This window comes from Paracidovorax wautersii (assembly GCF_031453675.1).
In the GTDB taxonomy this organism is placed as follows: Bacteria; Pseudomonadota; Gammaproteobacteria; order Burkholderiales; family Burkholderiaceae_C; genus Paracidovorax.
In genome coordinates, this window is record NZ_JAVIZX010000001.1 from 91,400 (window position 1) to 115,636 (window position 24,237).

The window sequence follows — 24,237 nt, forward strand, 5'->3', positions numbered from 1 at the left end:
ACCACCCCAAGGACCGACGATGATGAAAATTCCCTACGCCTTCTGGACGATGGCCGCCGCGGCTCTGCTGCCCCTGCAGGCGCTGGCCACCGCAACCGCCGACGAGGCGGCCCAGCTCAAGAGCACGCTCACGCCGCTGGGCGCGGAGCGGGCCGCCAACAAGGACGGCACCATTCCCGCCTGGGACGGCGGCATGACCAAGGCGCCGGCAGGCTACCGCAACGGCGATCCCCGGCCCGACCTGTTTGCAGGCGAGAAGCCCCGGCTCCAGATCAATGCCAAGAACATGGAGCAGCATGCCGACAAGCTGACCGACGGCGTGAAGGCGTTGATGAAGAAGTACCCCGACTTTCGCATCGACGTCTACCCGACCCACCGCACCGCGGGCGCGCCGCAGTACGTCTACGACAACACCTTCAAGAACGCCACGCGCGCCAAGCTGACCGACGGCGGCCAGGGCGTCGAAGGTGCGTTCGGCGGCATCCCGTTTCCCGTTCCGCACGACGCCTACGAAGTGATCTGGAACCACCGGCTGGCCTGGCTGGGCGTGAACACGCAGACCCCGCTGCGCGTATGGGTGATGACGTCGGACGGCCGGCGCAGCATGGCTTCGGGCGGGTCGCAGACGTTCCGCCGCCCCTACTACGACCCCGACCTGTCCCCCGAGAAGTTCGACGGCTACTACTCATTGGGCAAGTTCGCCGCCACCGAGCCAGGCTCGAAGGCCGGGGAAGCCATCCTCGCGCACGACGGGCTGAACGCCTCGTCGCCCCGCGGACTGTGGCAGTACCTGGTGGGCCAGCGCCGCGTGCGCAAGTCGCCTTCGGTCGGCTACGACACGCCGGACGCCGTCACCTCCGGCATCGGCCTGTTCGACGAGGCGTTCAATCTCTTCGGCCCCATCGACAAGCACGAGCTGAAGCTGGTCGGCAAGAAGGAGCTGTACATCCCGTACAACAACAACCGGGCGGCTACCCTGAAAGTGGCCGACCTGGTCACGCCGTCGACGCTCAACCCCGACGCCGTGCGCTGGGAGCTGCACCGGGTCTGGGAAGTCGAGGCCACCCTCGCCCCCGGCAAGCGCCATGTGGCGGCAAAGCGCAAGTACTACATCGACGAGGACAGCTGGCAGATCGTGCTGTTCGACGGCTGGGACGCCAAGGGTGAACTGTGGCGCACCAACTATGCCCTGATGCTGACCGCGCCGGACCTGCAAGGCGCTGTGCTGGGCAATGTGTTCTGGGGCGGCTACGACATGCAGACCGGCGCCTATTACCTCAACATGGCCTCAAACGAGCTGCCGAGCCAAATGAAGACCATGCCCACGCTGCAACGCAGCTTCTTCAGCCCTGAAGAGCTGGCGAACGAGGGAACGCGGTGAGGCGGCGTGACCTGCTGATGGGTACGGGGCTGGCATCGCTCGGCGTGGTGGCGGCTGCACAGGGCGTGCCGCCCGCTGCAGCGTCCGCAGCGTCGGCGCCCGCGTTGCCGGGCGTGCTGTCGCGCCCAGCCCAGGCCACGCACCTGGCCACGCGCTCCGCACTGCTGGGCGCCACCCGCGCGGGCCAGCGCCTGCTGCTGTGCGGCGAGCGGGGTATCGTCCTCTGGAGCGACGACCAGGGCCAGCGATGGAAGCAGGCGCGCGTGCCGGTGCAGGTCAGCCTGACGGCGCTGGCTTTCGCCGACGATGCGCGCGAAGGCTGGGCCTGCGGCCATTTCGGCGTGCTGCTCCACACGCGGGACGGTGGCGAGAATTGGACGCTGGCCCTGGACGGCGCGGCCGCCGCCCGTCTGCAGTCGCAGAGCGCGACCGGAGAAGCCCAGCGCCGGCTGGCGCAGCGCCATGTGGACGAGGGCCCCGACAAGCCGTTCTTCGACGTGTCCCTGGTGCAGGGCCGCGTCGTTGCCGTGGGCGCCTACGGCCTCGCTGTGCAGGGCAAGGATTCCGATCGTGCAGCGTTCACGCCCCTCGGCCCGCAACTGCCCAACCCGAAGCAACTCCACCTGTACGCGGCCTGCGCCCACGGCACACAGCTGTACGTGGCCGGAGAGCAGGGGCTGCTGCTGCGATCCAGCGACGGAGGCGGCCAGTTCGACGCCATGGCCACGCCGTACAAGGGCAGCTTCTTCGGATTGCTGCTACCGGCAGACGGCGCCGTGCTGGCGTATGGCCTGCGCGGCAACATCTGGCGCTCGGCCGATCGCGGCGATACCTGGACCCGCATCGCCAATCCCTTGCCAGCGAACCTGGGGGCCGGCGTGGTGCTGGACGACGGCCGAACGGTGCTGCTGGCGCAGAACGGCGACCTGCTGGTCAGCACCGACCAGGGCCAGCGGTTCGAGCACCGACCGGCCGCCCACCCCTTTCCAGCCGCAACCCTGGTAGCCACCGCCGATGGCCGGCACGCCGTGCTGGCAGGCCTGCGTGGACTGCAGCGCGTGGCGCTTTGATCCATGCCTGGCCGCGTTGCATCCGCCTGCGCTGCGCACAGTACCTGCACACGGCCGCGCGCACGGCGGCATGTACGCCGCAGGTGCCCCATTTCCGCCCTTCGCCCCACCCCGACACCGAGAGCCCGACCGTGAGCCTGCCCACCGACGACACCGCACAGCCGGTCATCAGCCAGCTTGAGCATTTCGATACCGCCAGCGGCTCTGCCGCCGAACGCCTTTTCTTCAACCACCGCCCGTGGGTGCTCGCCATCAGCCTGATCGCCACGCTGATCCTGGGGTGGCATGCGCTGGCCATCCAGCTGTCGGCCAGCTTCGACAAGACGATTCCGACCCGCCACCCCTACATCGTCAACTTCCTTGAACAGCGCGAGCAGCTGGGCGGCGGAGGCAACGCGCTGCGCATCGCCGTGCAGGCCAAGACCGGCAGGATTCTCGACAAGGACTATCTGGAAACGCTGAGCCGCATCAGCGATGAGCTGTTTCTGATGCCCGGGGTGGATCGCCCTTTCCTGAAGTCGCTCTGGACCAGCAACACCCGCTGGGTGGCGGTGACCGAGGACGGTCTGGACGGCGACACGGTGATGAGCGACAGCTACGACGGCAGCCCCGAGGCGATGGCGGCCGTGCGCGCCAACATCGAGCGGTCGGGGGAGATCGGCCAGCTGGTGGCAGCCGACTTCAAGAGCACCATCGTCTACGTGCCGCTGCTGGACAAGGACCCGCGAACCGGCCAGGCGCTGGACTATGGCGAACTGGGCCGCCAGCTGGAGGCACTGCGAGCCCGCTACGACAACGACCGCACATCGATCCACATCATCGGCTTCGCCAAGGTCATGGGGGATTTGATCGAAGGCGTGCGCCTGGTGGCCTTGTTCTTCGCACTGGCCATCGTCATCTGCGCGGGCGTGCTGTTCGCCTACACCCGGTGCGCCCGCTCGACGTTCATCGTGGTGGCGTGCTCGCTCGTGGCCGTCGTGTGGCAGCTGGGCCTGCTGCGGCTGCTGGGCCAGGCGCTCGACCCCTACTCGGTGCTGGTGCCGTTCCTGGTCTTCGCCATCGGCATGAGCCACGGGGCACAGAAGATGAACGGCATCCTGCAGGACGTCGGCCGCGGCACGCACCGCGTGGTCGCCGCGCGCTACACGTTCCGGCGGCTCTTCCTGGCGGGGCTCACGGCGCTGCTGTGCGACGCCGTCGGCTTCGCCGTGCTCGCGCTGATCGACATCCGGGTGATCCAGGATCTGGCCGCCAACGCCAGCATCGGCGTAGCGGTGCTGGTGTTCACCAACCTCGTGCTGCTCCCTGTGCTGCTCTCGTACCTGGGCGTGAGCCGCCAGGCCGCGCAGCGCAGCCTGCAGCAGGAGCAGGCGGGCGAGCTGCGCGGCGCGTGGGGCTGGCTTGCGGCGTTCACGCAGCGGCGCCCCGCCCTCCTGGCCATTGCGGCGGCGGCCGCGCTGCTGGCGGGCTCGGTGGCACTGTCGATGCGCATCCAGGTGGGCGACCTGGATGCGGGCGCGCCCGAACTGCGCGCCGAATCGCGCTACAACCGCGACAACGCGTTCGTGGTCCAGAACTATGCGGCCAGCACCGACATCCTGACCGTGATGGTCACGTCGCCCGACGACCAGTGCACCCGCTACGCCACGCTGAGCCAGGTCGACGAGCTGGCTTGGCGCCTGCAGCAACTGCCCGGCGTGGAGGGCACGCAGTCCATGGCCGGCCTGGCCAAGCTGGCGATGGTCGGGTTCAACGAAGGCAACTTCAAATGGTTCGACCTCATCGCCAATGACCAGGCGCTGGGCGGTGTGCAGGCGATCGCGCCCCGCGAGCTGCTGAACAAGGCCTGCTCCTTCCTCAGCCTGCACGTGTTCCTGAAGGACCACAAAGCCAGCACGCTCGACCGGGTCGTCGCCGAAGTGGAGGCCTTCAAGGCGGCCCAGCCGCCATCGGACGTGAAATTCCTGCTGGCGGCGGGATCGGCCGGCGTGGAGGCAGCCACCAACCTGGTGGTGCGCAAGGCCATGCGGGAGATGCTGCTGTGGGTGTACGGGGCTGTGATCCTGCTGTGCTGGATCACCTTCCGCTCCTGGCGCGCGACCGTGGTGGCCGTGCTGCCGCTGGTGCTGACCTCCATGCTCTGCGAGGCCCTGATGGTGCTGCTGGGCATGGGCGTGAAAGTGGCCACGCTGCCCGTCATCGCGCTGGGGGTGGGGATCGGCGTGGACTACGCCCTGTATGTGCTGGCCGTGATGCTCCAGCGCCTGCGGCGCGGCGATACCGTGGACCAGGCCTACCGCGCCGCTTTGCAGTTCACGGGGCGGGTCGTCATGCTGACCGGACTCACCCTCGCCCTCGCCGTGGGCACCTGGTTCTTCAGCCCCATCAAGTTCCAGGCGGACATGGGCATCCTGCTGGCCTTCATGTTCCTGTGGAACATGGTGGGCGCGCTGGTGCTGCTGCCGGCGCTGGCCCGGTTCCTGCTGCCCCCGTTGCGCCAGCACCCGGCCCCCCCGGCTGCGACCGGGCTGCCGGCGGGTGTGGTTCAGCCGGCAGCACGGTGACGGCTTGCCGCGCGGGCAGCCGCCCGCAGAAGGCGAGCGCCGTCCTACGCAGCACGGCGCACGGTGCCGACAGGGGCCGCGCCGTGTGCAACGTCAGATCAGGATCAGGTCGCCGGTGCGTTGCACCGGCCCGTTCCACCATCCCACCGGAGGTCTGCCATGCCCCAAGCTGCCTGGAGCGCCAAGCGCGAACGCCAATACGAACACATCAAGGACAGCCTCAAGGAACGGGGCCGCAGCACCAAGACCGCGGAATCCATCGCGGCGCGCACGGTGAACAAGGAGCGTGCACAACATGGCGAGGCCGAGAACCCCAACCCGAAGACCCTGCGCGACACTCCCGCGCCGGTACGCGGCGGCCAGCGCTCGCACAGCGGCGCCCAGGGCCGCACCCGGGATCAGCTCTATGAGGAAGCCCGCAAGAAGGGCATCGCCGGCCGCTCCAGGATGAACAAGGCCCAGCTCCAGAAAGCCGTCGGGCGCTGAGAAGCGGCCATCGCGGACGCAGCCATCCCTTCGATGCGGCGGGGGAGCGGCAAACGCGGATGGGCGGCACCCGCCTTGCCAGCCGCCAGGCGCGCCCGGAGAATGCAGCCAGCACTGCACTGCCTCCGACGCGCCCCTCCATGACGACAGCCCCCGGCGGCCCCGGCCCGCTCACCACCCGCCTGCGCAACCTGTGGCTCGCCCCCGATCTGGCCGGCGTCGGCCAGCGGCGGGAACGCCGCATGCGCCTGCTGGCCAGCGCGGCGCTGGTGTTCATGGGCGCGGGCTGGGGCGTTTTCTTCGGACTGCAGGGTCATCAGGTCATCGCCCTGGCCGAGCTGGTGCCGGTCGCGTCCGGCCTGGGCGTGTTGTATCTCACGTTGCAAGGCCACCGCCGCAGCGCCAACCTGCTGCTGTTCGGCAGCATGGCCGTCGTGGTTGCAGGCATGGCCACGCTGTTCGATGTGCCCAGTGCCCACGTGCCACGCAGCGTGCATCTGTACCTGCTGCCCCTGGCCGTGGCTGCCTTCATGGCCTTTCGCGACGACCCGGCCTGGCTGCGCTATGGCATGGCGGCAGGCTGTCTGGCCCTGTTCGTCGCGCTGGACGCGCACCCCTGGCGGCTGGCCGAGGGCTATGACCTGCCGGGCGAACTGCGCCAGGCCGCCATCTGGGTGCAGGCCACGCTCGCCATGGCCTTGATGCTCATGCTGCTGCACATCCTGCAGACCGATGCGGCGCAGCGCTCGTGGCTGGACCGCGACCTGCAGGCCGCTCTGCGGCAAGAGCAGTTCACGCTGCACTTCCAGCCCCAGCTGGACCGCCAGGGCCGCGTGACCAGCGCGGAAGTGCTGATCCGCTGGCAGCACCCCGTGCATGGCCTGCTGCGGCCGGCGGAGTTCATCCGGCATGCGGAGCACAACGGCATGATCGTCCCGATCGGCCAGTGGGCGCTGGCGCAGACCTGCGCCACCCTGCGCGACTGGCAGACCGATCCCGACCTGCAGCCGCTGGTGCTGGCGGTGAACGTCAGCCAGAACCAGTTCCGCCAGGCCGACTTTGCGCAGCAGGTGCGCGCGCTGGTGCAGACCCACGGCGTGAACGCCGAGCGGCTGGAACTGGAGCTGACCGAAACCCTCATCGTGCAGGACGTGGCGGACCTGCGCCGCAAGATGGACGAGCTGGTGGCTCTGGGCGTGCGCTTCGCGCTCGACGACTTCGGCACCGGCTTCTCGTCGCTCAGCCACCTGCAGCATTTCCCGCTGGCCAAGCTCAAGATCGACCGATCCTTCACCAGCCGCCTGCCGGACGACCCCGGCAGCGCGGTCATCGTGCGCAGCGTCATCGGCCTGGGCCACGGCATGCAGCTGGCCGTGGTGGCCGAGGGGCTGGAGACCGAGGCGCAGCATCGCTTCATGCTCGACCACGGCTGCGACGGCTTCCAGGGCTACTGGTTCAGCCAGCCGCTGCCGCTGGACGCCTTTGCCGCCTTCGTGCGCCAGCGCAACCGGGCCTGACCGGCCGCCCGCGCCGCGGCCCTGCCCCCGCGCTCGTCACCCTTCGAACTGCGGATGCGTCTGCCGGATGCGCGCCATGGCGATGCCCGCGGCCGCCGTGCGCGTCTCCACGCCCAGCTTGACGTACACGCGTTCCAGGTGCTTCTTCACCGTGGCCGGACTGGAGCCCAGGATGTCGCCGATGTCGCGGTTGGTCTTGCCCTTGACCAGCCAGTACAGCACCTCGGCCTCGCGTGCGGTGAGCTTGAAACCCAGGGCCATGGCCTCGATCACGGCGCCATCGGACACCTCGCGCATCACGATCAGCCAGTCGCCGCCGCCCTCGCTGTCGCCTGTCTGCTGGTGCAGGCTGAACGACAGGCGGCGCGCGCCTTGCTCCACCACCAGCCGGGGCGGCTCGATCTGCTGGGCGGCCCATTCGGGAACGCGCGGCAGCTGGGCACGCAGCCAGTCGACGACGGGGGCCGGCGCTAGCGCGGTGAACAGCGCGGGTGCGTCCCGCTCCTCGGACGCAGAGGTTTCACCCGCAGGCGGCGCGAAATAGTCACGCAGCAGCGTGCGCGCCAAGGCGGTCTGCCACATCAGCCGGCCATCGCTGGCGCGCACGGTGATGCTGGCGTAGCCGAAGGCGTCCAGCGCGTTGCGGGCCTGGCCGGCCTGGCGCATTTCCTGCCGCGCACGGCGCGCGCCCTGCAGGTGCACGTTCATGCGCGCCAGCACCTCGCGCGGCTTGATGGGCTTGGTGACATAGTCCACGCCGCCGGCCGCCAGGGCGGCCTCCAGGTGCTCGGTCTCGGTCAGGCCCGTCATGAAGATGATGGGAATGTGCGCCGTGGCGGGCGTGGCCTTGAGCCGGCGCGCCACTTCGAAGCCGTCCATGCCGGGCATCATCGCGTCCAGCAGCACCACGTCGGGCAAGGCCTGGGCGGCGCGGGCCAGCGCCGTTTCGCCGCTGGTCGCCACCAGCACGGTATAGCCCGATTCATCGAGCGCATCGTGCAGCACGGCCAGGTTGTCGGGCACATCGTCCACGATCAGCACCACGTCGGTGCCCGCACGGTCGATGGCCGGCGTGGCCGCATCGGAGGGGGAAGTCGTCGTCATAGAAGCCTGCATGGCGGCGGAAAGCATCGGGAGCGGATCAATCGGTGGCGGGTTGAGCGGGCGCGCCGGCGGCAAAAGGAGCGGGTTCCACCGCCGCGCCGCCGGGCAGCCGCGCGGCCATCGCTTCGAACTGGAACCGCTGCGCCAGCGCGCGCATCTCAGCCACCCAGGCGGCGCAGGCGGGCTGCGCGGCCTCGATGGCGGCCAGCTGCTGCAGCACGCCGCGGTAATAGCCCAGTGCTACCGCCTCCGCCAGCGGCCCCAGCGTGGCGGGGTCGGGTGGCTCGGCGTCGGGGGCATTCGCGCCGCTGCCGGGGCCTGCGGCCAGCGGTGCGGCCGCGGTGTCGGCGGACGTTGGCGCCGGTGCATCGGTCCATTGCAGCGCCAGGCGGCGCTCCAGCCAGTCGAGCAGCTCGCTGTGGCGCACCGGCTTGACGATGAAGTCCTCGGGGCGGATGCCCACGTCGTTCTCCAGACCCTTGTCGAACGCGTTGGCCGAGACGACAGCGACGTGGATGGAGGAGCCATGCCCCTGCCCGCGCCCCGCCGCCGAGCCGCTGCCAGGCGTGACAGCCCCCTCGGAGGGCAGCGAGGACACGCCAGAGCTGAGCGTTAGGGCATGCATTCTGCGGAGGGTTTCCCAGCCGTCGATGCCCGGCATGGCCAGGTCCATGAAGACGACGTCGGGCCGGTAGCCGGCGGCCAGCAGATCCAGCGCATCGTGGCCGCTGGCGGCCGTGCGCAGCACGAAGCCCAGCGGCGCGAGCAGCTGCACCAGCAGCTCACGGTCGGCCTCCTCGTTGTCCACCACCAGGATCTGGCGGCGCGGGCCCAGATACCCCCGGCGAGTGCGGCGCGCCTGCACCGCAGGCAGGTCGGCGCCGAGCGATCCGGGGTGCACCTCGGGCAGAAAGAGCCGGATGCGGAACAGCGCCCCGGCGCCCGGCGTGCTGGTCACCGTCATCTCGCCGCCCATCAGTTCGGTGAGCATCTTGGCGATCGTCAGCCCCAGCCCGGCGCCGGGCGCCACGCCCTGGTGGGTGGCGGCGCCGCGGGCGAAGGGCTCGAAGATGCTGGCGCGCTCGGCTTCGGTCAGGCCGGGGCCGCTGTCCTCGATCTCGATCAGGGCTAGCTCCCGCGCATGGCGCACGCCCAGGCGCACGTGACCGGTGCTGGTGAACTTGATGGCGTTGCCGATCAGGTTGATGAGGATCTGGCGCACGCGCTTGTCGTCGCCGCGCACCCACTCGGGCAAGGGGCCCTGCGGGTCGAAGCGGAACTGCAGCCCCTTGGCCCGCGCCTGCGGCTCGAACATGTCGCACATCTCGTGCATGCAGTCGGCAAAGCGCAGGGGCTTGACCTGCAGCGTGAGCTTGCCGCTTTCGATGCGGGCGATGTCCAGCGTGCCTTCGATGAGCGACAGCAGGTGCTCGCCCCCGCGCCGGATCACGCTCACCGCCTGCTGGCGGTGCGGCGGCACGGCGGCGTCCTCGCCCATGAGTTGCGCGTAACCCAGGATGCTGTTGAGCGGCGTGCGCAGCTCGTGGCTGATGGCGCTGATGTAGCGGCTCTTGGCCTGGTTGGCCTGGTCCGCCTGGGCGCGGGCGCGCTCGGCCTCTTCGCGCGCTTCTTCCGCCACGCCGCGCGCGTGCTCTGCCACGCGGCGCGCGTCCTGCAGGGCCTCGTCGGTCCGGCGGTGCAGGGTGATCTCGCGCTGCAGCAAATGCGTCTGGCGGTTGGATTCCTCCTGCGCGACCTTGCGGCTCTTGTGGGCCAGCACCAGCCACCAGGCGACGATGCCCGAGATGACCAGCAGCGCCAGGTAGGCCTTGAGCAGCCCCGACCGCAGCGCGCCCTGGGTGCTGACGGGCCAGGGGGCCATCGGCACGTCGGCCAGCGGCGCCGCGGCGGTGCCGGGCGCCCCGGGCGCCAGCGTCTGCAGCTCCTGGTGGTAGAAGAGGCCGAACACGGCAGCCAGCAGCGGCGCAATGACCAGCATGATGAGCAGGAAGTGCCCGAGCCCCGTGTCGAGCAGGCGCCACGCCCGGCGCGGCAGCACCCAGCGCAGCGCCGCGCTCCACTGCACGGCCAGGTGCGCGTGGGGTTTGCACATGTCGCCGCAGCGCGCATCCAGCGTGCAGCACAGCGAGCAGATGGCGCCGCGATAGGCCGGGCAATGGGCCATGTCGGGGGATTCGTACTCCCGCTCGCACACCACGCAGCGCTGCAGCGCGAGCAAGTCGCCGGGACCGCCCTGTATACAGCCGCTACAGCCTGCCACGCCATCCCTGCACTGTGGCATCGCGCCCTGCGCCCTGTCACTGGCACCCTCCAGGCCAGCGCCCCCGCGCAAGGGCCGCCCCGCCGCGCTGGGGGCGTCCCCATCCCGCGCAGCGAGAGAGGGGGAAGCGGCGCAGCCGCACAGGGGGAGATCGCCATGTCGCGCCAGGTAGTACCGGCCGCCCGTGGCCCAGGCGATCAGCGGCGCGGCCACGAAGGCCGTCACCATGGCGATGACGGCGGAGAACGCCTGCGCCAGCGGCCCGAACAGCCCCAGGTGCGCGCCGATGGACACGCACGACGCCAGCGCCATGGCGCCCACGCCCACCGGATTGATGTCGTACAGGTGCGCCCGCTTGAACTCGATGCCCCGGGGCGACAGGCCCAGCGGCTTGTTGACCACTAGGTCGGCCACCACGGCCATCATCCAGGCGATGGCGATGTTGGAGTACAGCCCCAGCACCTGGCCCAGCGCCTTGAAGACGTTCATCTCCATCAGCATGAAGGCGATGAGCGTGTTGAACACCACCCACACCACGCGCCCCGGGTGGCTGTGCGTGAGGCGCGAGAAGAAATTGCTCCACGCCAGCGAGCCGGCATAGGCGTTGGTCACGTTGATCTTGATCTGCGAGACCACCACGAACAGCGCCGTGGCCGCCACCGCCCAGCCGTAGTGCGGAAAGACGTATTCGTACGCCGCCAGGTACATCTGGTTGGGGTCCACCGCCCGCTCCACCGGCACCATGTGGGTGATCGCCAGGTAGGCCAGCAGCGCGCCGCCCAGCATCTTGACCACGCCCAGCACCACCCAGCCCGGCCCGCCGACGAGCACGCCCAGCCACCAGCGGCCGCGCCGCGCCCGGGTGTGCGCCGGCATGAAGCGCAGGTAGTCGGCCTGCTCCCCCATCTGGGTGATGAGGGCAATGCCGACGGTGAGCGCCGCACCAAACAGGGGCAGACTGAAGGTGGCCGCAGCGCCCGACTCACCGCCATAGTGCACAACGCCCGCAAACGCACCAGGATCGCGCACCAGCACGAAGGCGAAGGGCACCACCAGCATCACCAGCCACAGCGGCTGGGTCCACATCTGCAGCCGGCTGATGGCCGACACGCCGTGCGTCACCAACGGAATCACCACCAGCGCGCAGATCAGATAGCCCCAGCGCGGCGGAATGTCCAGCGCCAGCTCCAGCGCGTAGGCCATCACGGCCGCCTCCAGCGCGAAGAAGATGAAGGTGAAGGTGGCGTAGATCAGCGAGGTGATGGTCGAGCCGATGTAGCCGAATCCCGCCCCCCGCGTGAGCAGATCCATGTCCACGCCGTGGCGGGCGGCGTACACGCTGATGGGCCAGCCCGCCAGGAAGATGATGAGCCCCGTCACCACGATGGCCCAGAAGGCGTTGAGAAACCCGTACTGCACCAGCAGCGTGGCGCCCACGGCCTCCAGCACCAGGAAGGACGCGGCGCCGAACGCCGTGTTGGCCACCCGCCACTCGGACCAGCGACGAAAACGCTGCGGCGTGAAGCGCAGGGCGTAGTCCTCCATGGTCTCGGTGGCCACCCAGCTGTTGTAGTCGCGGCGCACCTTGACGACCTGCTGCGGCACGGCGTCGAGCGGCCGGGCTCCGCTGTCCGCGACGAGCGGCGGCGGCGAGACCGGCGGGACAAAAGGGGGGGAGGGGTCGGGATGGCTCATGGCGGCCCAGCCGCCGGGTGCAGGTTCCATGCCACCCGCCCGTCGCCAACGGGCGGGCGGGACGCTTCTTTTTTGATAGCTGGCTGCGCTTGATTGATGGCGCTTCCATGGCAATTGATGCCCATAACCCAATGAATTCAAGCGCATACAGCTATCAATTCAATAGTGCCCGAGCGGCGACCCGGCCCCACGCCTGCGCCGATCGGCGTATAGCCGGGCACGGTGCTTGCTGCTTACGATGCGCCTCAGGGCAACGAACGCCTCAGATTTCTTCCCTTTGCCCTACCCGCCCTCGCCATGGAACTCACCCCGCGCGAAAAAGACAAGCTCCTGCTCTTCACCGCCGCCCTGCTTGCCGAGCGGCGCCGGGCGCGCGGCCTGCAGCTCAACTACCCCGAGGCCGTGGCGCTGATCAGCGCCGCCGTGATGGAGGGCGCGCGCGACGGCAAGACCGTGGCCCAGCTGATGAGCGAGGGCCGCACCCTCCTCACGCGCGCCGACGTGATGGAGGGCGTGCCCGAGATGATCGCGGACATTCAGGTCGAGGCCACCTTCCCCGACGGCACCAAGCTCGTCACGGTGCACCAGCCCATCGTCTGATGCGCGGCCCCGTCCGCCCCCACCCCGTACGCCTTTCCTGATTGGATTCTTCGCCATGAACAAAGAAGTCAAAGCCTCCCTGGCCACCGCCGCCCTGCTGCTCGTCCCCGCGCTCGCCATCGCCCACCCCGGCCACGGCGCCGAGGGCCTGGCGCATGGCGAGGCCGGATTCATCGACGGCCTGGTCCACCCCTTCACCGGCCTGGACCACCTGGCCGCCATGCTGGCCGTGGGCGTGTGGAGCGCGCTGGCCGTGCGCCCGGTCTGGCTGGCACCCGCCGCCTTCGTGGCGCTGCTGGTGGCCGGCGCGGCCGCGGGCTTCCTGGGTGTGGTGGTGCCGGCCGTGGAGCCGATGATCGCCGCCTCGCTGCTGGTGCTGGGCCTGCTGGTGGCCTGGCAGCGCAAGATGCCCATGGCGCTGGCCGCCGGCCTGACCGGTGCCTTCGCCTTCTTCCACGGCGCCGCGCACGGCATGGAGCTGGCCGGCAGCACGCAATGGCTGGCCCTGGCCGGCATGGTCGTCGCCACGGCCACGCTGCATGCAGCCGGCATCGCCCTCGGCCACCTGGTCATGGCGCGCCACCGCTGGCTGTCGCTGGCGGCCGGCGCCTCCACCGCGCTGCTGGGTGCCACCCTGCTCGTGCGCATGGCCTGACCGCCACCACGAAAAGGCCCTGGCGATGATTCCCGGAGAACTCCTCATCGACGACGGCGAGCACGCGCTCAACACCGGCCGCCGCACGCTCACGCTGGTGGTGCGCAACACGGCCGACCGGCCCATCCAGGTCGGCTCGCACTACCACTTTGCCGAGACCAACGGCGCGCTGGGCTTCGACCGCGACGCCGCGCGCGGCATGCGCCTGAACATCGCCAGCGGCACGGCCGTGCGTTTCGAACCCGGACAGCAGCGCACCGTGGAGCTGGTCGACTACGCCGGCGACCGCACGGTGCACGGCTTTCGCGGACTGGTGCAGGGCCCGCTGGACTCCGCCGCATGACGGCCCTGTTCGCCGCCGCCTTCGTGCTCGGCCTGGTGTTCAACGCCGCCCCCGGCGCGGTGTTCGCCGAGACGGTGCGCCAGGGCGTGCGCGGCGGCTTCCGCCCGGCGCTGGCCGTGCAGGTCGGCTCGCTCGTCGGCGACGCCACCTGGGCCGTGCTGGGGCTGGCCGGCATCGGCATGGCCATGCAGGTGGATGCGCTGCGCTGGCCCGTGGGCCTGGCGGGCGCGGCCTACCTCGTCTGGCTGTCGTGGGACAGCTGGCGCGCCGCGCGGGTCGAATACTCGCTGGAGGCCACGCCCGCCCGGGCCGGCCGCCAGGCGCTGCGCAGCGGCATGGTGCTGTCGCTGACCAATCCACAGAACCTCGCCTACTGGGCTGCCATGGGCAGCGCGCTCGGCGCCGTCGGCGTCACCCAGCCCACGGCCGGTGACTACGGCGTCTTTTTCGCCGGCTTCATGGCCTCCTCCATCCTGTGGTGCTTCGTCTGCGCCGCGGTGGTCGACCGGCTCTTTCGCCGTGCCGGCGCCCGCTGGGCGCGCTTCACCTACCGCCTGTGCGCCGCCCTGCTGCTGGCCCTGGCGCTGGGCACCCTGCGCGACCTGCTGCACGGCACGCCGGCCGGCCCCGGCCGCGCCCCGGCGGCCCTGCACGGCCAGCCCCTGAACTGACCTGACCCCGAACCCGAGCCCACCCGGCACGCCTTCCCTCCACTGACCATGGCCACACTCCACAAACGCGCCTATGCCGAAATGTTCGGCCCCACCGTCGGCGACCGCGTGCGCCTGGCGGACACCGGCCTCATCGCCGAGGTGGAACACGACTACACCCTGCGCGCCGGCGCGTACGGCGAAGAGGTGAAGTTCGGCGGCGGCAAGACCATCCGCGACGGCATGGCGCAAAGCCAGCGCACCCATGCCGAAGGCGCCATGGACACGGTGCTGACCAACGCCCTCATCATCGACCACTGGGGCATCGTCAAGGCCGACATCGGCCTGAAGGGCGGCCGCATCGCCGCCATCGGCAAGGCCGGCAACCCCGACACCCAGCCGGGTGTGGACATCGTCATCGGCCCGGGCACCGAGATCATCAGCTGCGAGGGCAACATCGTCACCGCCGGCGGCATCGACAGCCACATCCATTTCATCTGCCCGCAGCAGATCGAGGAGGCCCTGGCGTCCGGCATCACCACCATGCTGGGCGGCGGCACCGGCCCGGCCACCGGCACCCTGGCCACCACCTGCACGCCCGGCCCCTGGCACATCGAACGCATGCTGCAGGCGGCCGACGCCTTTCCGATGAACCTCGCCTTTCTGGGCAAGGGCAATGCCAGCCAGCCCCAGGCGCTGCGCGAGCAGATCGACGCGGGCGTCGTCGGCCTGAAGCTGCACGAAGACTGGGGCACCACGCCCTCGGCCATCAGCAACTGCCTGGACGTGGCGGACGAGACCGACACCCAGGTCGCCATCCACTCTGACACGCTGAACGAGAGCGGCTTCGTCGAGAACACCATCGCCGCCGTGGCGGGCCGCAGCATCTGCGCCTTCCACACCGAAGGCGCCGGTGGCGGCCACGCGCCCGACATCCTGCGCGTGGTGGGCGAGGACAACTTCCTGCCCTCGTCCACCAATCCCACCATGCCGTACACGCACAACACGCTGGACGAGCATGTGGACATGCTCATGGTGTGCCACCACCTGGACGCCTCCATCGCCGAAGACCTGGCCTTCGCCGAGAGCCGCATCCGCAAGGAGACCATCGCCGCCGAGGACATCCTGCACGACCTGGGCGCCATCAGCATGATGAGCAGCGACAGCCAGGCCATGGGCCGGGTGGGCGAGGTCATCATCCGCACCTGGCAGACGGCCGACAAGATGAAACAGCAGCGCGGCACGCTGGACGGCGACACCGCGCGCAGCGACAACCAGCGCATCAAGCGCTACGTGGCCAAGTACACGATCAACCCTGCCATCGCCCACGGGCTGAGCCACGAGGTGGGCAGCATCGAGGTGGGCAAGTGGGCCGACCTGGTGATCTACAAGGCCGCCTTCTTCGGCGTGAAGCCGGCCCTCATCGTCAAGGGTGGCAGCATCGCCATGGCGGCCATGGGCGACCCCAACGCCTCGATTCCCACGCCGCAGCCGGTGCACTACCGGCCCATGTTCGGCGCCTACGGCGGCGCGCTGGCGCGCAGCTCGCTCACCTTCGTCTCGCAGTCGGCGCTGGCGGCCGGCGTGGGCCAGCGCTACGGCCTGGCCAAGCCCCTGTCTGCGGTGCAAGGCATCCGCGGCGTGCGCAAGCAGCACATGGTGCACAACGGCTACACGCCCCGCATGGAGGTGGACGCACAGACCTACACCGTGCGCGCCGATGGCCAGCTGCTGACCTGCGAGCCCGCCACCCGTTTGCCGCTGGCGCAGCGCTACTTCCTCTTCTGACCCTTGCCGCCGGGCGCAGGCCGGCCCCGCTGGCCGCCCAATACGCTCTAATCCTTCGATGCTCCAAGTCTCCAAACTGCTTTCCCAAGGCCAGGGCCTGGCCCCTGTCCTCCTGAAGCGCGCGGCCACCGTCGAGCTCGACTGGGACGTGCGCCAGAAGAGCCGCTTCGCCGCCACCGACTCCACCGGCCGCGAACTCGCCGTGTTCCTGCCCCGCGGCACCGCCGTGCGGGGCGGCGACGTGCTGGTGGCCGAAGACGGCTCCATGGTGCGCGTGGTGGCGGCACCGCAGCCAGTGCTGCGCATCACGCACTGCAGCCAGCACGGCACGCCCTTCGACCTGACGCGCGCCGCCTACCACCTGGGCAACCGCCACGTGCCCATCGAACTCACGCCCACCTACCTGCAGATCGAGCCCGACCATGTGCTGGCCGACATGCTGCGCGCCATGCACTTGACGGTCACCGCACAGCAGGCCCCCTTCGAGCCCGAAGGCGGCGCCTATGCGGCCGGTGGACACGGACACGGACACCACCATGCCCACGCCGGCGACGGCCATGGACATGGCCACGACCACAACCAGACGCACGACGACCCGCTCGCATCCACGCCCGGGCCAACGCCTGCGCAAGCGCCTTCGCACGGCCACGGCCATGTGCACGGCCCTGGCTGCGGGCACGACCATGGCAGCCATGGGCACCACCACTCTTCCTGAGCAGGCTGCGGTTTCGGCCTTCGCCGGCCCGGGCGGTCCTCCGCCGGCACCCGCGCCCTCCCCAGCCACCGCGCTCCCGGCGGCCAGCCTGCTGCAGCTGATCTGGCTGGCCTCCCCGGCCCTGCCCGTGGGCGGCTTCTCGTACTCGGAGGGGCTGGAGATCGCCATCGAAGCCGCCGGCGTGCAGACCCAGGCTGCCACCGCCGCTTGGCTGCTGGAGCAGCTGCGCCTGACCCAGGTGCGCGGGGACATGGCCGTGGTGCATGCCGCCGTCCAGGCCTGGCGCACAGCCGATCACGCCCGGGTGCGCAGCTTGAACGACTGGGTGCTGCAGACGCGTGAGACCAGCGAGCTGCGCCTGCAGACGGAACAGATGGGCCGTTCGCTCGGCGACTGGCTGCGCAACCAGCATGCCGATGCACCGCACATCCTGAGCGACATCGCCGTGCTCGCGGCCCTGCCCCCCACCTACCCCGTCGCCTTCGCCCTCGCCGCCGCGACCACGCAGGCACGCCCCGAGGACGTGCTGCTGGCCTACACCTTCGGCTGGGCCGAGAACATGGTGCAGGCCGCTATCAAGTCCGTACCGCTCGGCCAGAACGCCGGCCAGCGCATCCTGGCGCAGCTGGCCGCCGCCATTCAGCAAGCCGTAGCGCAAGCGCTGCAGGTGGGCGACGAAGAACGCCAGGCCTTCTCGCCCATGCTGGCCATCCTCTCCGCCCGGCACGAAACGCAGTATTCCCGCCTCTTCCGCTCCTGACCGCCATGACGACCACCACCGCCTCTTCACTGCACCACATCCCCCACCGCACCAAGCCGCTGCCGCCGCTGCGCGTCGGCATCGGCGGCCCCGTCGGCTCCGGCAAGACCACGCTGCTGGAAATGCTCTGCAAGGCCATGCGCGACAAGCATGACCTGATCGCCATCACCAACGACATCTACACCAAGGAAGACCAGCGCCTGCTGACCGTCAGCGGCGCTCTGCCCGCGGAACGCATCATGGGCGTGGAGACCGGCGGCTGCCCCCACACGGCCATCCGCGAGGACTGCTCCATCAACCTGGAAGCCATCGACCGCATGCTGGCGCAGTACCCGGACGCGGACGTGGTCTTCGTCGAGAGCGGCGGCGACAACTTGGCCGCCACCTTCAGCCCCGAACTGAGCGACCTGACGATCTACGTGATCGACGTGGCCGCCGGCGAGAAGATTCCTCGCAAGGGCGGCCCGGGCATCACCAAGAGCGACCTGTTCGTCATCAACAAGACCGACCTGGCGCCCCACGTGGGCGCCAACCTGGAGGTGATGGAGGCCGACACCCGCCGCATGCGCGGCCCCAAGCCCTTCGTGATGACCAATCTCAAGTCACTGCAGGGCCTGGACGACGTCATCGCCTTCATCGAGAAGAAGGGCCTGCTGACCACCGCTTGAACGATGCACGGCTGCTTGACAACGTGTTTACGTTCTCAGGGCGCAAGCCTGCGAGCGGCAGCTAGAATACGCGTCCGTTCGAAGGAGACTTGGGTGAGCGGTTTAAACCAGCAGTCTTGAAAACTGCCGACGGGCAACCGTCCGTGAGTTCGAATCTCACAGTCTCCGCCAAATGACCAGCCGATCTCCTCTACGCTGCTGGTCTGCCCCTCAGCTGGACGTGGGACCATCGAGAACGCCGCGGACCTTCCTCGCCAGGTCGGCCAGGCGATAGGGCTTCTTGATCAGATCGAATTCGGAAGGTGCGACGGTCTCGATGCGCCCGAGGTCTCTGTCGAAGCCCGTCGTCAACAGAATCTTCGTCTGCGGCGCCAGCCGCTGAATCTCGCGGGCGAGTACATAACCGTTCATTCCACCGGGCATGACCACGTCCGAGAAGACCAGTTCCGGAGGAGCGTCTGGCAGCATCGATTTGAAGATGTCGAGGGCCTTGCGCGCATTGGTCGCCACGTGGATGGTGTAACCCAGCCCCTCCAGCATTTCCCGAGCGATCTCGGCCACCTCTTCCCTGTCTTCCACGATCAGGACGGACTCCGTACCGCCCTTGTTGACCGGCCTGACGCTCACTTCCGATGTCGTCCGGGTGGGCACTTTCGCCTCAGGGAAGTACATGCGCAAGGTCGTGCCGACGCCGACCTCCGAGTACATCGTCACAGTCCCGCCGGACTGCTTGACGAACCCGTGAACCATCGACAGGCCCAAACCGGTGCCCTTGCCTTCCTCCTTGGTGGTGAAGAACGGATCCATGACACGCGGCAGAAGCTCTGCCGGAATCCCGTGCCCGGTATCGGTGACCGACAGGGCGATGAACCGCCCTGCGGGCAGGCCAAGCATCGACACGGCTTCGCCGTCGAAGACGTCGATGGCCTCCGTGGATATCGTGATCGTGCCGCCCTGCGGCATCGCGTCGCGTGCGTTCACCAAGACGTTCAGCAGCGACACTTCAAGCTGGTTCGTGTCCACCTGGCAGTTGCCGATCTCATCGCTGAGGTCATATTCCACACGAACCGTTTCACCCAGCGTCCGCTCCACCAGCTCGCTCATTTCCCGGACCAGGGAGTTGATGTTCACGACGCGCCCCCGCAAGCTCTGCTTGCGTGAGAACGCCAACAGTTGCTGCGTGAGCGTGGACGCCTTCTTGATAGAGGCCCGGAGGTTACCCAGTCCTTTGTCCAGGGCGGCCTTGTCCAGCTTGTCTCGATCCGCCTTCATGGAAAGCAGTTCGACGTGCCCCGACATGACCTGCAGCAGATTGTTGAAGTCGTGCGATATGCCGCCCGTGAGCTGGCCCAGGGCTTCCATCTTCTGGGCCTGGGCCAATCCCTCCTCCGCATCGCGTCTTCGGCTCACGTCCAGCTGGGACGCAAAGAAGTAGACGATCTCCCCCGCGGGGTTGTAGATGGGGGAGATGAACAGGGCATTCCAGAAAGACGAACCATCTTTGCGGTAGTTCAGGATTTCCAGCTGCACCTGAACGCGCCGCTCGAGCGCGTCCCGGATGGCCGCCACCGAGTCCCGGTCCGTTCCTGGCCCCTGCAGAAACCTGCAGTTGTGCCCCACGATCTCTTCTGCCGAATACCCCGTCATGGACATGAAGGCGGGATTGGCAAAGACGATGGGGTTGTCGGCCTGCCGGGGATCCGTGACGATCATCGGCATGCGCGTGTTTTCGATGGCCGCAAAGAAGATGTCGTCCTTGTGGTCCCGAATCTCGTGGGCAGACCCCTCTGCTCTGGCATCGGATCGGCGTTTTATGGCGGGTTTTTCAGGGATCATCGTTGACTTGTCTCTTGCGGCGGGTTTGGCCATTGTGACTGATCGATGGACAGCCCTTACCCATCGGGCTGGGCAAGAACGCGTCGGGTCCAGCCCGCTCGCCTCCGGCGATTTCGGAGGCCGCGCACCAAGGCGCGCATCCCGCCTACATCGGCGATGTCTCCGCCGAGTGATGCTCCCAGGGCACGCGCACGCTGGCGCGCATGTCTCACGACCAAGAACATCACGATGGATGCCCTATGGACCACCACACTTTCCCATCCGTGTCGCGGAGGGGCCTGTTGATCGCGGGCGCCTCGACGGCGGCCGCCTCAGCCGTGCCGGGCGAGGCCGGCGCGCAGGGCCTGGACGCGCCCGCGGCGCCCCCCATCCAACAGCCCGTCACCTTGCAGGTGAACGGCAAGGACTGCGCCCTGGACATCGACACCCGCACCACGCTGCTCGATGCGCTGCGCGAGCATCTTCACCTCACCGGTACCAAGAAGGGCTGCGACCACGGCCAGTGCGGGGCCTGCACCGTGCTGGTGAACGGGAGGCGCGTGGTGTCTTGCCTGAGCCTGGCGGTGATGCAGGAGGGGGCCAGCGTGACCACCATTGAAGGACTGGGTACGCCGCAGTCTCCGCACCCCCTGCAGACGGCCTTCGTCCGACACGATGGCTACCAGTGTGGCTACTGCACGCCGGGCCAGATCTGCTCGGCCGTGGGCGTGCTCGACGAGATCCGGCAAGGCATGCCCAGCCACGCCAGCCAGGACGTCGTGGCGCAGCCGCTGGTCTCGACCGCCGAGCTGCGCGAGCGCATGAGTGGCAATCTGTGCCGCTGTGGCGCGTATTCCAATATCGTGGATGCGATCACCGAGGTGGCCGGAGGGAGCCGCCTATGACACCCTTCACCTACGAACGCGTCTCCTCCCCTGCGCAGGCCGCAGCCGCCGTGGCAGCGCGGCCTGGCGCCCGCTACATTGCCGGCGGCACCAATCTGCTGGATCTCATGAAGCTCCAGATCGAGAAGCCCGTGCACCTCGTGGACCTGAATAGCGCCGGCATGGGAACCGTGGAGCCGACCGCGCAGGGAGGCCTGCGCATCGGCGCGCTGGTACGCAATGCCGATTTGGCAGCCCATCCCCGGGTACGGCGCGACTACGGGCTGCTCACCCGCGCGCTTGTCGCGGGCGCGTCCGGCCAGCTGCGCAACATGGCCACCACCGGTGGCAACCTGCTGCAGCGCACCCGCTGCCCTTATTTCTACGATTCCAACATGCCGTGCAACAAGCGCCTCCCAGGCAGCGGCTGCTCTGCCATCGGTGGCGTGAGCCGCCAGCATGCGGTGATCGGCACCAGCACGGAATGCATCGCCACCCATCCCAGCGACATGGCCGTGGCTCTTCGCGCGCTGGATGCGACGGTGGAAACCGTCAATGCCACGGGCACGGTCCGCACCATTCCGATCGCGGACTTCCACCGTTTGCCGGGCAAGACGCCGCACATAGAGACGACGCTACAGCCGGGCGAACTGATCACGTCGGTCACGCTCCCCGCCCCGGTAGGCGGCATACACCTCTATCACAAGGTGCGGGACCGGGCGTCCTACGCCTTTGCGCTGGTGTCCGTGGCGGCCATCGTTCAGCGCGACGGCAGTGGCCGTGTGGCGCTGGGTGGCTTGGCGCACAAACCCTGGCGCCTTGAGGCCGCAGAAGCGCAGATGCGCCAAGGAGCCAAGGCGGTCGCAGACCGGCTGCTGGCCGATGCCAATCCCACGCACGACAACGCGTTCAAACTGCCGTTGGCCGAGCGCACGCTCGCCGCCGTGCTGCAACAGGCCAGGAGCTGACGCCATGAAGTTCGACACCCCTGCCACCGTCAACCCCATCGACCAGCTCAAAATCGTCGGTCAGCCGGTGAGCCGCATCGACGGACTGCTCAAAACCACAGGCACCGCTCCCTACGCCTATGAACGCCACGACGTGGTGCAACGACCCGCCTACGGCTACGTCGTGGGCTCTGCGATCGCCAAGGGGCGGATCCGGCACATCGACCTGGCAGCCGCACGGCGCGCCCCAGGAGTGCTGACCATCGTCACCGCGGAGACGGCTGGCAAGCTGGGGCAAGGCAAGATGAACACCGCACCCCTGCTGGCAGGTCCCGAGGTGGCCCACTACCACCAGGCCGTGGCATTGGTCGTAGCCGAGACTTTCGAACAGGCGCGCGCTGCGGCGCAGCTGGTCCGCGTGGACTACGCACGTGCGGCAGGCGCCTATGACCTGGCCGACGCCAAGGGTTCCGCACAACCACCAGAGAGCATCAACGGCGATGCGCCCGACACAGCCATCGGCGACTTCGAAGGCGCCTTTGCCGCAGCGCCGGTGCAGGTGGATGGTACCTACACCACGCCTGACCAGTCGCACGCCATGATGGAGCCGCACGCCACGCTGGCCGCGTGGAAGGACGACCAGCTCACCGTCTGGACATCGAACCAGATGATCGCCTGGGGCCAGCGCGAACTGGCCGCCACCCTGAACATTCCCAAGGATAAGGTACGGCTCGTGTCGCCTTTCATCGGAGGTGGCTTCGGCGGCAAGTTGTTCCTGCGCGCCGATGCGCTGCTGGCAGCACTGGGTGCCCGTGCGGCGCGCCGCCCCGTCAAGGTGGCGCTGCAGCGCCCCCTGATGGCCAACAACACCACGCACCGGCCGGCTACGATCCAGCGGGTGCGCATCGGTGCCGAATTGGACGGGCGCATCACCGCCATAGGGCATGAAAGCTGGTCAGGCGACCTGCCCGGAGGCTCTGCCGACGGTGCGGTGGACCAGACCCGGCGCCTGTATGCAGGAGCCCACCGCATGACCCGCACGCGGCTCGCCGTGCTGGACCTGCCCGAGGCCAACGCCATGCGGGCGCCAGGCGAGGCGACCGGCCACATGGCGCTGGAGGTGGCCATGGACGAACTGGCCGAGCGGCTACAGATGGACCCCGTGGAACTGCGCATCCGCAATGACACCCAGGTGGTGCCCGACAACGGCAAGAAGGACCAGAGCAGGAACGGGCCCCAGCCTGAGCGGCCGTATTCGCGCCGCGAACTGGTGCAATGCCTTCGCACGGGGGCCGAGCGTTTCGGCTGGAACCAACGCGACGCACGACCGGGCCAGCGCCGCGAGGGCCGCTGGCTGTTGGGCCTAGGTGTGGCGGCGGCCTACCGCGGCGCGCCGGTGACCAAGTCCGCCGCCCGCGTGCGACTGGACGCCCAGGGCCTGTTGACGGTGGAGACGGACATGACGGACATCGGCACCGGCAGCTACACCATCATCGCCCAGACCGCAGCCGAGATGATGGGCGTTCCTTTGAACCAAGTGCGCGTGCGTTTGGGAGATTCGGACTTTCCCGTGTCCGCCGGCTCGGGCGGGCAGTGGGGAGCGGCCAGCTCTACCGCGGGCGTGTATGCCGCCTGTGTGAAGCTGCGCGAGGCGGTGGCCCGCCAGCTGGAGATGGATCCGGCGGTGGCGCAGTTCGCCGACGGGCACGTGCAAGCAGGCGAGCGCCGCGTCCCCTTGGCACAAGCGGCCGGAGCGGCGGGCCTGACGGGCGAGGACACGATCGAGTTCGGCGTGCTGGACAAGAAGACGCAGCAATCCACTTTCGGCGCGCACTTCGTCGAAGTGGCGGTGGATGCATACACCGCCGAGATCCGCGTGCGCCGCATGCTGGCGGTGTGTGCGGCCGGCCGCATTCTCAACCCGAAGTCGGCACGCAGCCAGGTGATCGGGGCCATGACCATGGGCGTGGGCGGCGCGCTGATGGAGGAGCTGGCCGTGGACACGCGCCTCGGCTTCTTCGTGAACCACGATTTGGCGGGCTACGAGGTACCGGTGCACGCCGACATTCCCCATCAGGAGGTGGTCTTCCTCGATGAGGTGGATCCCCTCGCCTCGCCGCTGAAAGCCAAGGGTGTAGGAGAGCTGGGCATCTGCGGGGTGAGTGCGGCCATCGCCAATGCCATCCACAACGCCACCGGTGTGCGCGTGCGCGATTACCCCATCACCCTGGACAAGCTGTTGGCAGAAATGGCGCTGGGCACCACAGCACGCTCCGCAGCCTGAGCGCCTCGATGCCCGCGTTACCGGAATCTG

19 protein-coding genes and 1 tRNA gene are annotated in these 24,237 nt (G+C 68.9%); 17 read left to right on the top strand and 3 right to left on the bottom strand.

The window, feature by feature from the left end:
* Positions 1 to 22 precede the first annotated feature (22 nt).
* From QE399_RS00420 to QE399_RS00440, 5 genes are all read left to right on the top strand, one after another.
* Positions 23 to 1,381, top strand: a complete 1,359-nt coding sequence (locus QE399_RS00420; RefSeq protein WP_405044048.1) for a DUF1329 domain-containing protein — start codon at positions 23 to 25, stop codon at positions 1,379 to 1,381.
* Positions 1,378 to 2,451 carry a WD40/YVTN/BNR-like repeat-containing protein gene (locus QE399_RS00425; RefSeq protein WP_309825312.1) on the top strand — a complete coding sequence of 358 codons (1,074 nt, stop codon included), beginning with the start codon at positions 1,378 to 1,380 and terminating at the stop codon, positions 2,449 to 2,451. The genes QE399_RS00420 and QE399_RS00425 overlap by 4 nt, the downstream gene beginning before the upstream one ends.
* Positions 2,452 to 2,582: 131 nt before the next feature.
* Positions 2,583 to 5,015, top strand: a complete 2,433-nt coding sequence (locus tag QE399_RS00430) for an efflux RND transporter permease subunit (RefSeq protein ID WP_309825313.1) — start codon at positions 2,583 to 2,585, stop codon at positions 5,013 to 5,015.
* Between the two features lie 159 nt (positions 5,016 to 5,174).
* Entirely contained in the window at positions 5,175 to 5,501 is a 327-nt protein-coding gene (locus tag QE399_RS00435) for a plasmid stabilization protein (RefSeq protein ID WP_309825314.1), read from the top strand.
* A 140-nt stretch (positions 5,502 to 5,641) separates the two neighbouring features.
* Complete coding sequence (locus tag QE399_RS00440) at positions 5,642 to 7,018, top strand: putative bifunctional diguanylate cyclase/phosphodiesterase (RefSeq protein ID WP_309825315.1); 1,377 nt, start codon at positions 5,642 to 5,644, stop codon at positions 7,016 to 7,018.
* Positions 7,019 to 7,054: 36 nt separating this feature from the next.
* Here QE399_RS00440 and QE399_RS00445 read toward each other — a convergent pair whose 3' ends face one another.
* Positions 7,055 to 8,122 (bottom strand): response regulator transcription factor, encoded by a 1,068-nt coding sequence (locus QE399_RS00445; RefSeq protein ID WP_309825316.1) that lies wholly within the window; start codon positions 8,120 to 8,122, stop codon positions 7,055 to 7,057.
* Positions 8,123 to 8,159: 37 nt separating this feature from the next.
* Positions 8,160 to 12,128 (bottom strand): hybrid sensor histidine kinase/response regulator, encoded by a 3,969-nt coding sequence (locus QE399_RS00450; RefSeq protein WP_405042962.1) that lies wholly within the window; start codon positions 12,126 to 12,128, stop codon positions 8,160 to 8,162.
* Positions 12,129 to 12,395: 267 nt separating this feature from the next.
* Here QE399_RS00450 and QE399_RS00455 point away from each other — a divergent pair, with 267 nt between their 5' ends.
* From QE399_RS00455 to QE399_RS00495, 9 genes are all read left to right on the top strand, one after another.
* Positions 12,396 to 12,698, top strand: coding sequence for an urease subunit gamma (locus QE399_RS00455; RefSeq protein WP_309825319.1), 303 nt, complete (start codon positions 12,396 to 12,398; stop codon positions 12,696 to 12,698).
* 55 nt (positions 12,699 to 12,753) lie between these two features.
* Positions 12,754 to 13,353 (top strand): HupE/UreJ family protein, encoded by a 600-nt coding sequence (locus QE399_RS00460; protein WP_309825321.1) that lies wholly within the window; start codon positions 12,754 to 12,756, stop codon positions 13,351 to 13,353.
* Between the two features lie 25 nt (positions 13,354 to 13,378).
* Positions 13,379 to 13,696: an urease subunit beta gene (locus QE399_RS00465; RefSeq protein ID WP_309825323.1), complete on the top strand. Its 318-nt coding sequence runs from the start codon at positions 13,379 to 13,381 to the stop codon at positions 13,694 to 13,696.
* The gene (locus QE399_RS00470; protein ID WP_309825324.1) at positions 13,693 to 14,367 is read left to right on the top strand and encodes a LysE family transporter; all 675 of its coding nucleotides are present in this window, start codon (positions 13,693 to 13,695) and stop codon (positions 14,365 to 14,367) included. The genes QE399_RS00465 and QE399_RS00470 overlap by 4 nt, the downstream gene beginning before the upstream one ends.
* A gap of 48 nt (positions 14,368 to 14,415) precedes the next feature.
* Positions 14,416 to 16,134 carry an urease subunit alpha gene (gene ureC / locus QE399_RS00475; protein ID WP_309825326.1) on the top strand — a complete coding sequence of 573 codons (1,719 nt, stop codon included), beginning with the start codon at positions 14,416 to 14,418 and terminating at the stop codon, positions 16,132 to 16,134.
* Positions 16,135 to 16,192: 58 nt separating this feature from the next.
* Positions 16,193 to 16,849: an urease accessory protein UreE gene (gene ureE / locus QE399_RS00480; RefSeq protein WP_309825328.1), complete on the top strand. Its 657-nt coding sequence runs from the start codon at positions 16,193 to 16,195 to the stop codon at positions 16,847 to 16,849.
* On the top strand, positions 16,788 to 17,609 hold the full coding sequence (locus QE399_RS00485; protein WP_309825329.1) for an urease accessory protein UreF: 822 nt from the start codon (positions 16,788 to 16,790) through the stop codon (positions 17,607 to 17,609). The genes ureE and QE399_RS00485 overlap by 62 nt, the downstream gene beginning before the upstream one ends.
* A gap of 5 nt (positions 17,610 to 17,614) precedes the next feature.
* Complete coding sequence (gene ureG / locus QE399_RS00490; RefSeq protein WP_309825331.1) at positions 17,615 to 18,277, top strand: urease accessory protein UreG; 663 nt, start codon at positions 17,615 to 17,617, stop codon at positions 18,275 to 18,277.
* An 83-nt stretch (positions 18,278 to 18,360) separates the two neighbouring features.
* A tRNA-Ser gene (locus tag QE399_RS00495) sits at positions 18,361 to 18,448 on the top strand.
* Positions 18,449 to 18,487: 39 nt separating this feature from the next.
* On the opposite strand, the gene QE399_RS00500 is transcribed toward QE399_RS00495, so the two are convergent.
* Positions 18,488 to 20,146 (bottom strand): histidine kinase famiy protein, encoded by a 1,659-nt coding sequence (locus QE399_RS00500; protein ID WP_309825334.1) that lies wholly within the window; start codon positions 20,144 to 20,146, stop codon positions 18,488 to 18,490.
* Between the two features lie 206 nt (positions 20,147 to 20,352).
* On the opposite strand from QE399_RS00500, the gene paoA reads away from it, so the two are divergent.
* Genes paoA through paoC form a run of 3 tightly spaced genes read left to right on the top strand, consistent with a single transcriptional unit; the run spans position 20,353 to position 24,207 of the window.
* Positions 20,353 to 20,997 carry an aldehyde dehydrogenase iron-sulfur subunit PaoA gene (paoA, locus tag QE399_RS00505; protein WP_309825335.1) on the top strand — a complete coding sequence of 215 codons (645 nt, stop codon included), beginning with the start codon at positions 20,353 to 20,355 and terminating at the stop codon, positions 20,995 to 20,997.
* Positions 20,994 to 21,944: an FAD binding domain-containing protein gene (locus QE399_RS00510; RefSeq protein WP_309825337.1), complete on the top strand. Its 951-nt coding sequence runs from the start codon at positions 20,994 to 20,996 to the stop codon at positions 21,942 to 21,944. The genes paoA and QE399_RS00510 overlap by 4 nt, the downstream gene beginning before the upstream one ends.
* A gap of 4 nt (positions 21,945 to 21,948) precedes the next feature.
* Entirely contained in the window at positions 21,949 to 24,207 is a 2,259-nt protein-coding gene (gene paoC, locus QE399_RS00515) for an aldehyde oxidoreductase molybdenum-binding subunit PaoC (protein ID WP_309825339.1), read from the top strand.
* Positions 24,208 to 24,237 lie beyond the last annotated feature (30 nt).

Bases quoted from the DNA above. Each gene is read 5' to 3' on its own strand.
- QE399_RS00420 (WP_405044048.1), top strand. From the start codon at position 23: ATGAAAATTCCCTACGCCTTCTGGACGATGGCCGCCGCGGCTCTGCTG.
- QE399_RS00435 (WP_309825314.1), top strand. From the start codon at position 5,175: ATGCCCCAAGCTGCCTGGAGCGCCAAGCGCGAACGCCAATACGAACAC.
- QE399_RS00440 (WP_309825315.1), top strand. From the start codon at position 5,642: ATGACGACAGCCCCCGGCGGCCCCGGCCCGCTCACCACCCGCCTGCGC.
- QE399_RS00445 (WP_309825316.1), bottom strand. From the start codon at position 8,122: ATGACGACGACTTCCCCCTCCGATGCGGCCACGCCGGCCATCGACCGT.
- QE399_RS00450 (WP_405042962.1), bottom strand. From the start codon at position 12,128: ATGGAACCTGCACCCGGCGGCTGGGCCGCCATGAGCCATCCCGACCCC.
- QE399_RS00455 (WP_309825319.1), top strand. From the start codon at position 12,396: ATGGAACTCACCCCGCGCGAAAAAGACAAGCTCCTGCTCTTCACCGCC.
- QE399_RS00460 (WP_309825321.1), top strand. From the start codon at position 12,754: ATGAACAAAGAAGTCAAAGCCTCCCTGGCCACCGCCGCCCTGCTGCTC.
- QE399_RS00465 (WP_309825323.1), top strand. From the start codon at position 13,379: ATGATTCCCGGAGAACTCCTCATCGACGACGGCGAGCACGCGCTCAAC.
- QE399_RS00470 (WP_309825324.1), top strand. From the start codon at position 13,693: ATGACGGCCCTGTTCGCCGCCGCCTTCGTGCTCGGCCTGGTGTTCAAC.
- ureC (WP_309825326.1), top strand. From the start codon at position 14,416: ATGGCCACACTCCACAAACGCGCCTATGCCGAAATGTTCGGCCCCACC.
- ureE (WP_309825328.1), top strand. From the start codon at position 16,193: ATGCTCCAAGTCTCCAAACTGCTTTCCCAAGGCCAGGGCCTGGCCCCT.
- QE399_RS00485 (WP_309825329.1), top strand. From the start codon at position 16,788: ATGTGCACGGCCCTGGCTGCGGGCACGACCATGGCAGCCATGGGCACC.
- ureG (WP_309825331.1), top strand. From the start codon at position 17,615: ATGACGACCACCACCGCCTCTTCACTGCACCACATCCCCCACCGCACC.
- QE399_RS00500 (WP_309825334.1), bottom strand. From the start codon at position 20,146: ATGGCCAAACCCGCCGCAAGAGACAAGTCAACGATGATCCCTGAAAAA.
- paoA (WP_309825335.1), top strand. From the start codon at position 20,353: ATGGACCACCACACTTTCCCATCCGTGTCGCGGAGGGGCCTGTTGATC.
- QE399_RS00510 (WP_309825337.1), top strand. From the start codon at position 20,994: ATGACACCCTTCACCTACGAACGCGTCTCCTCCCCTGCGCAGGCCGCA.
- paoC (WP_309825339.1), top strand. From the start codon at position 21,949: ATGAAGTTCGACACCCCTGCCACCGTCAACCCCATCGACCAGCTCAAA.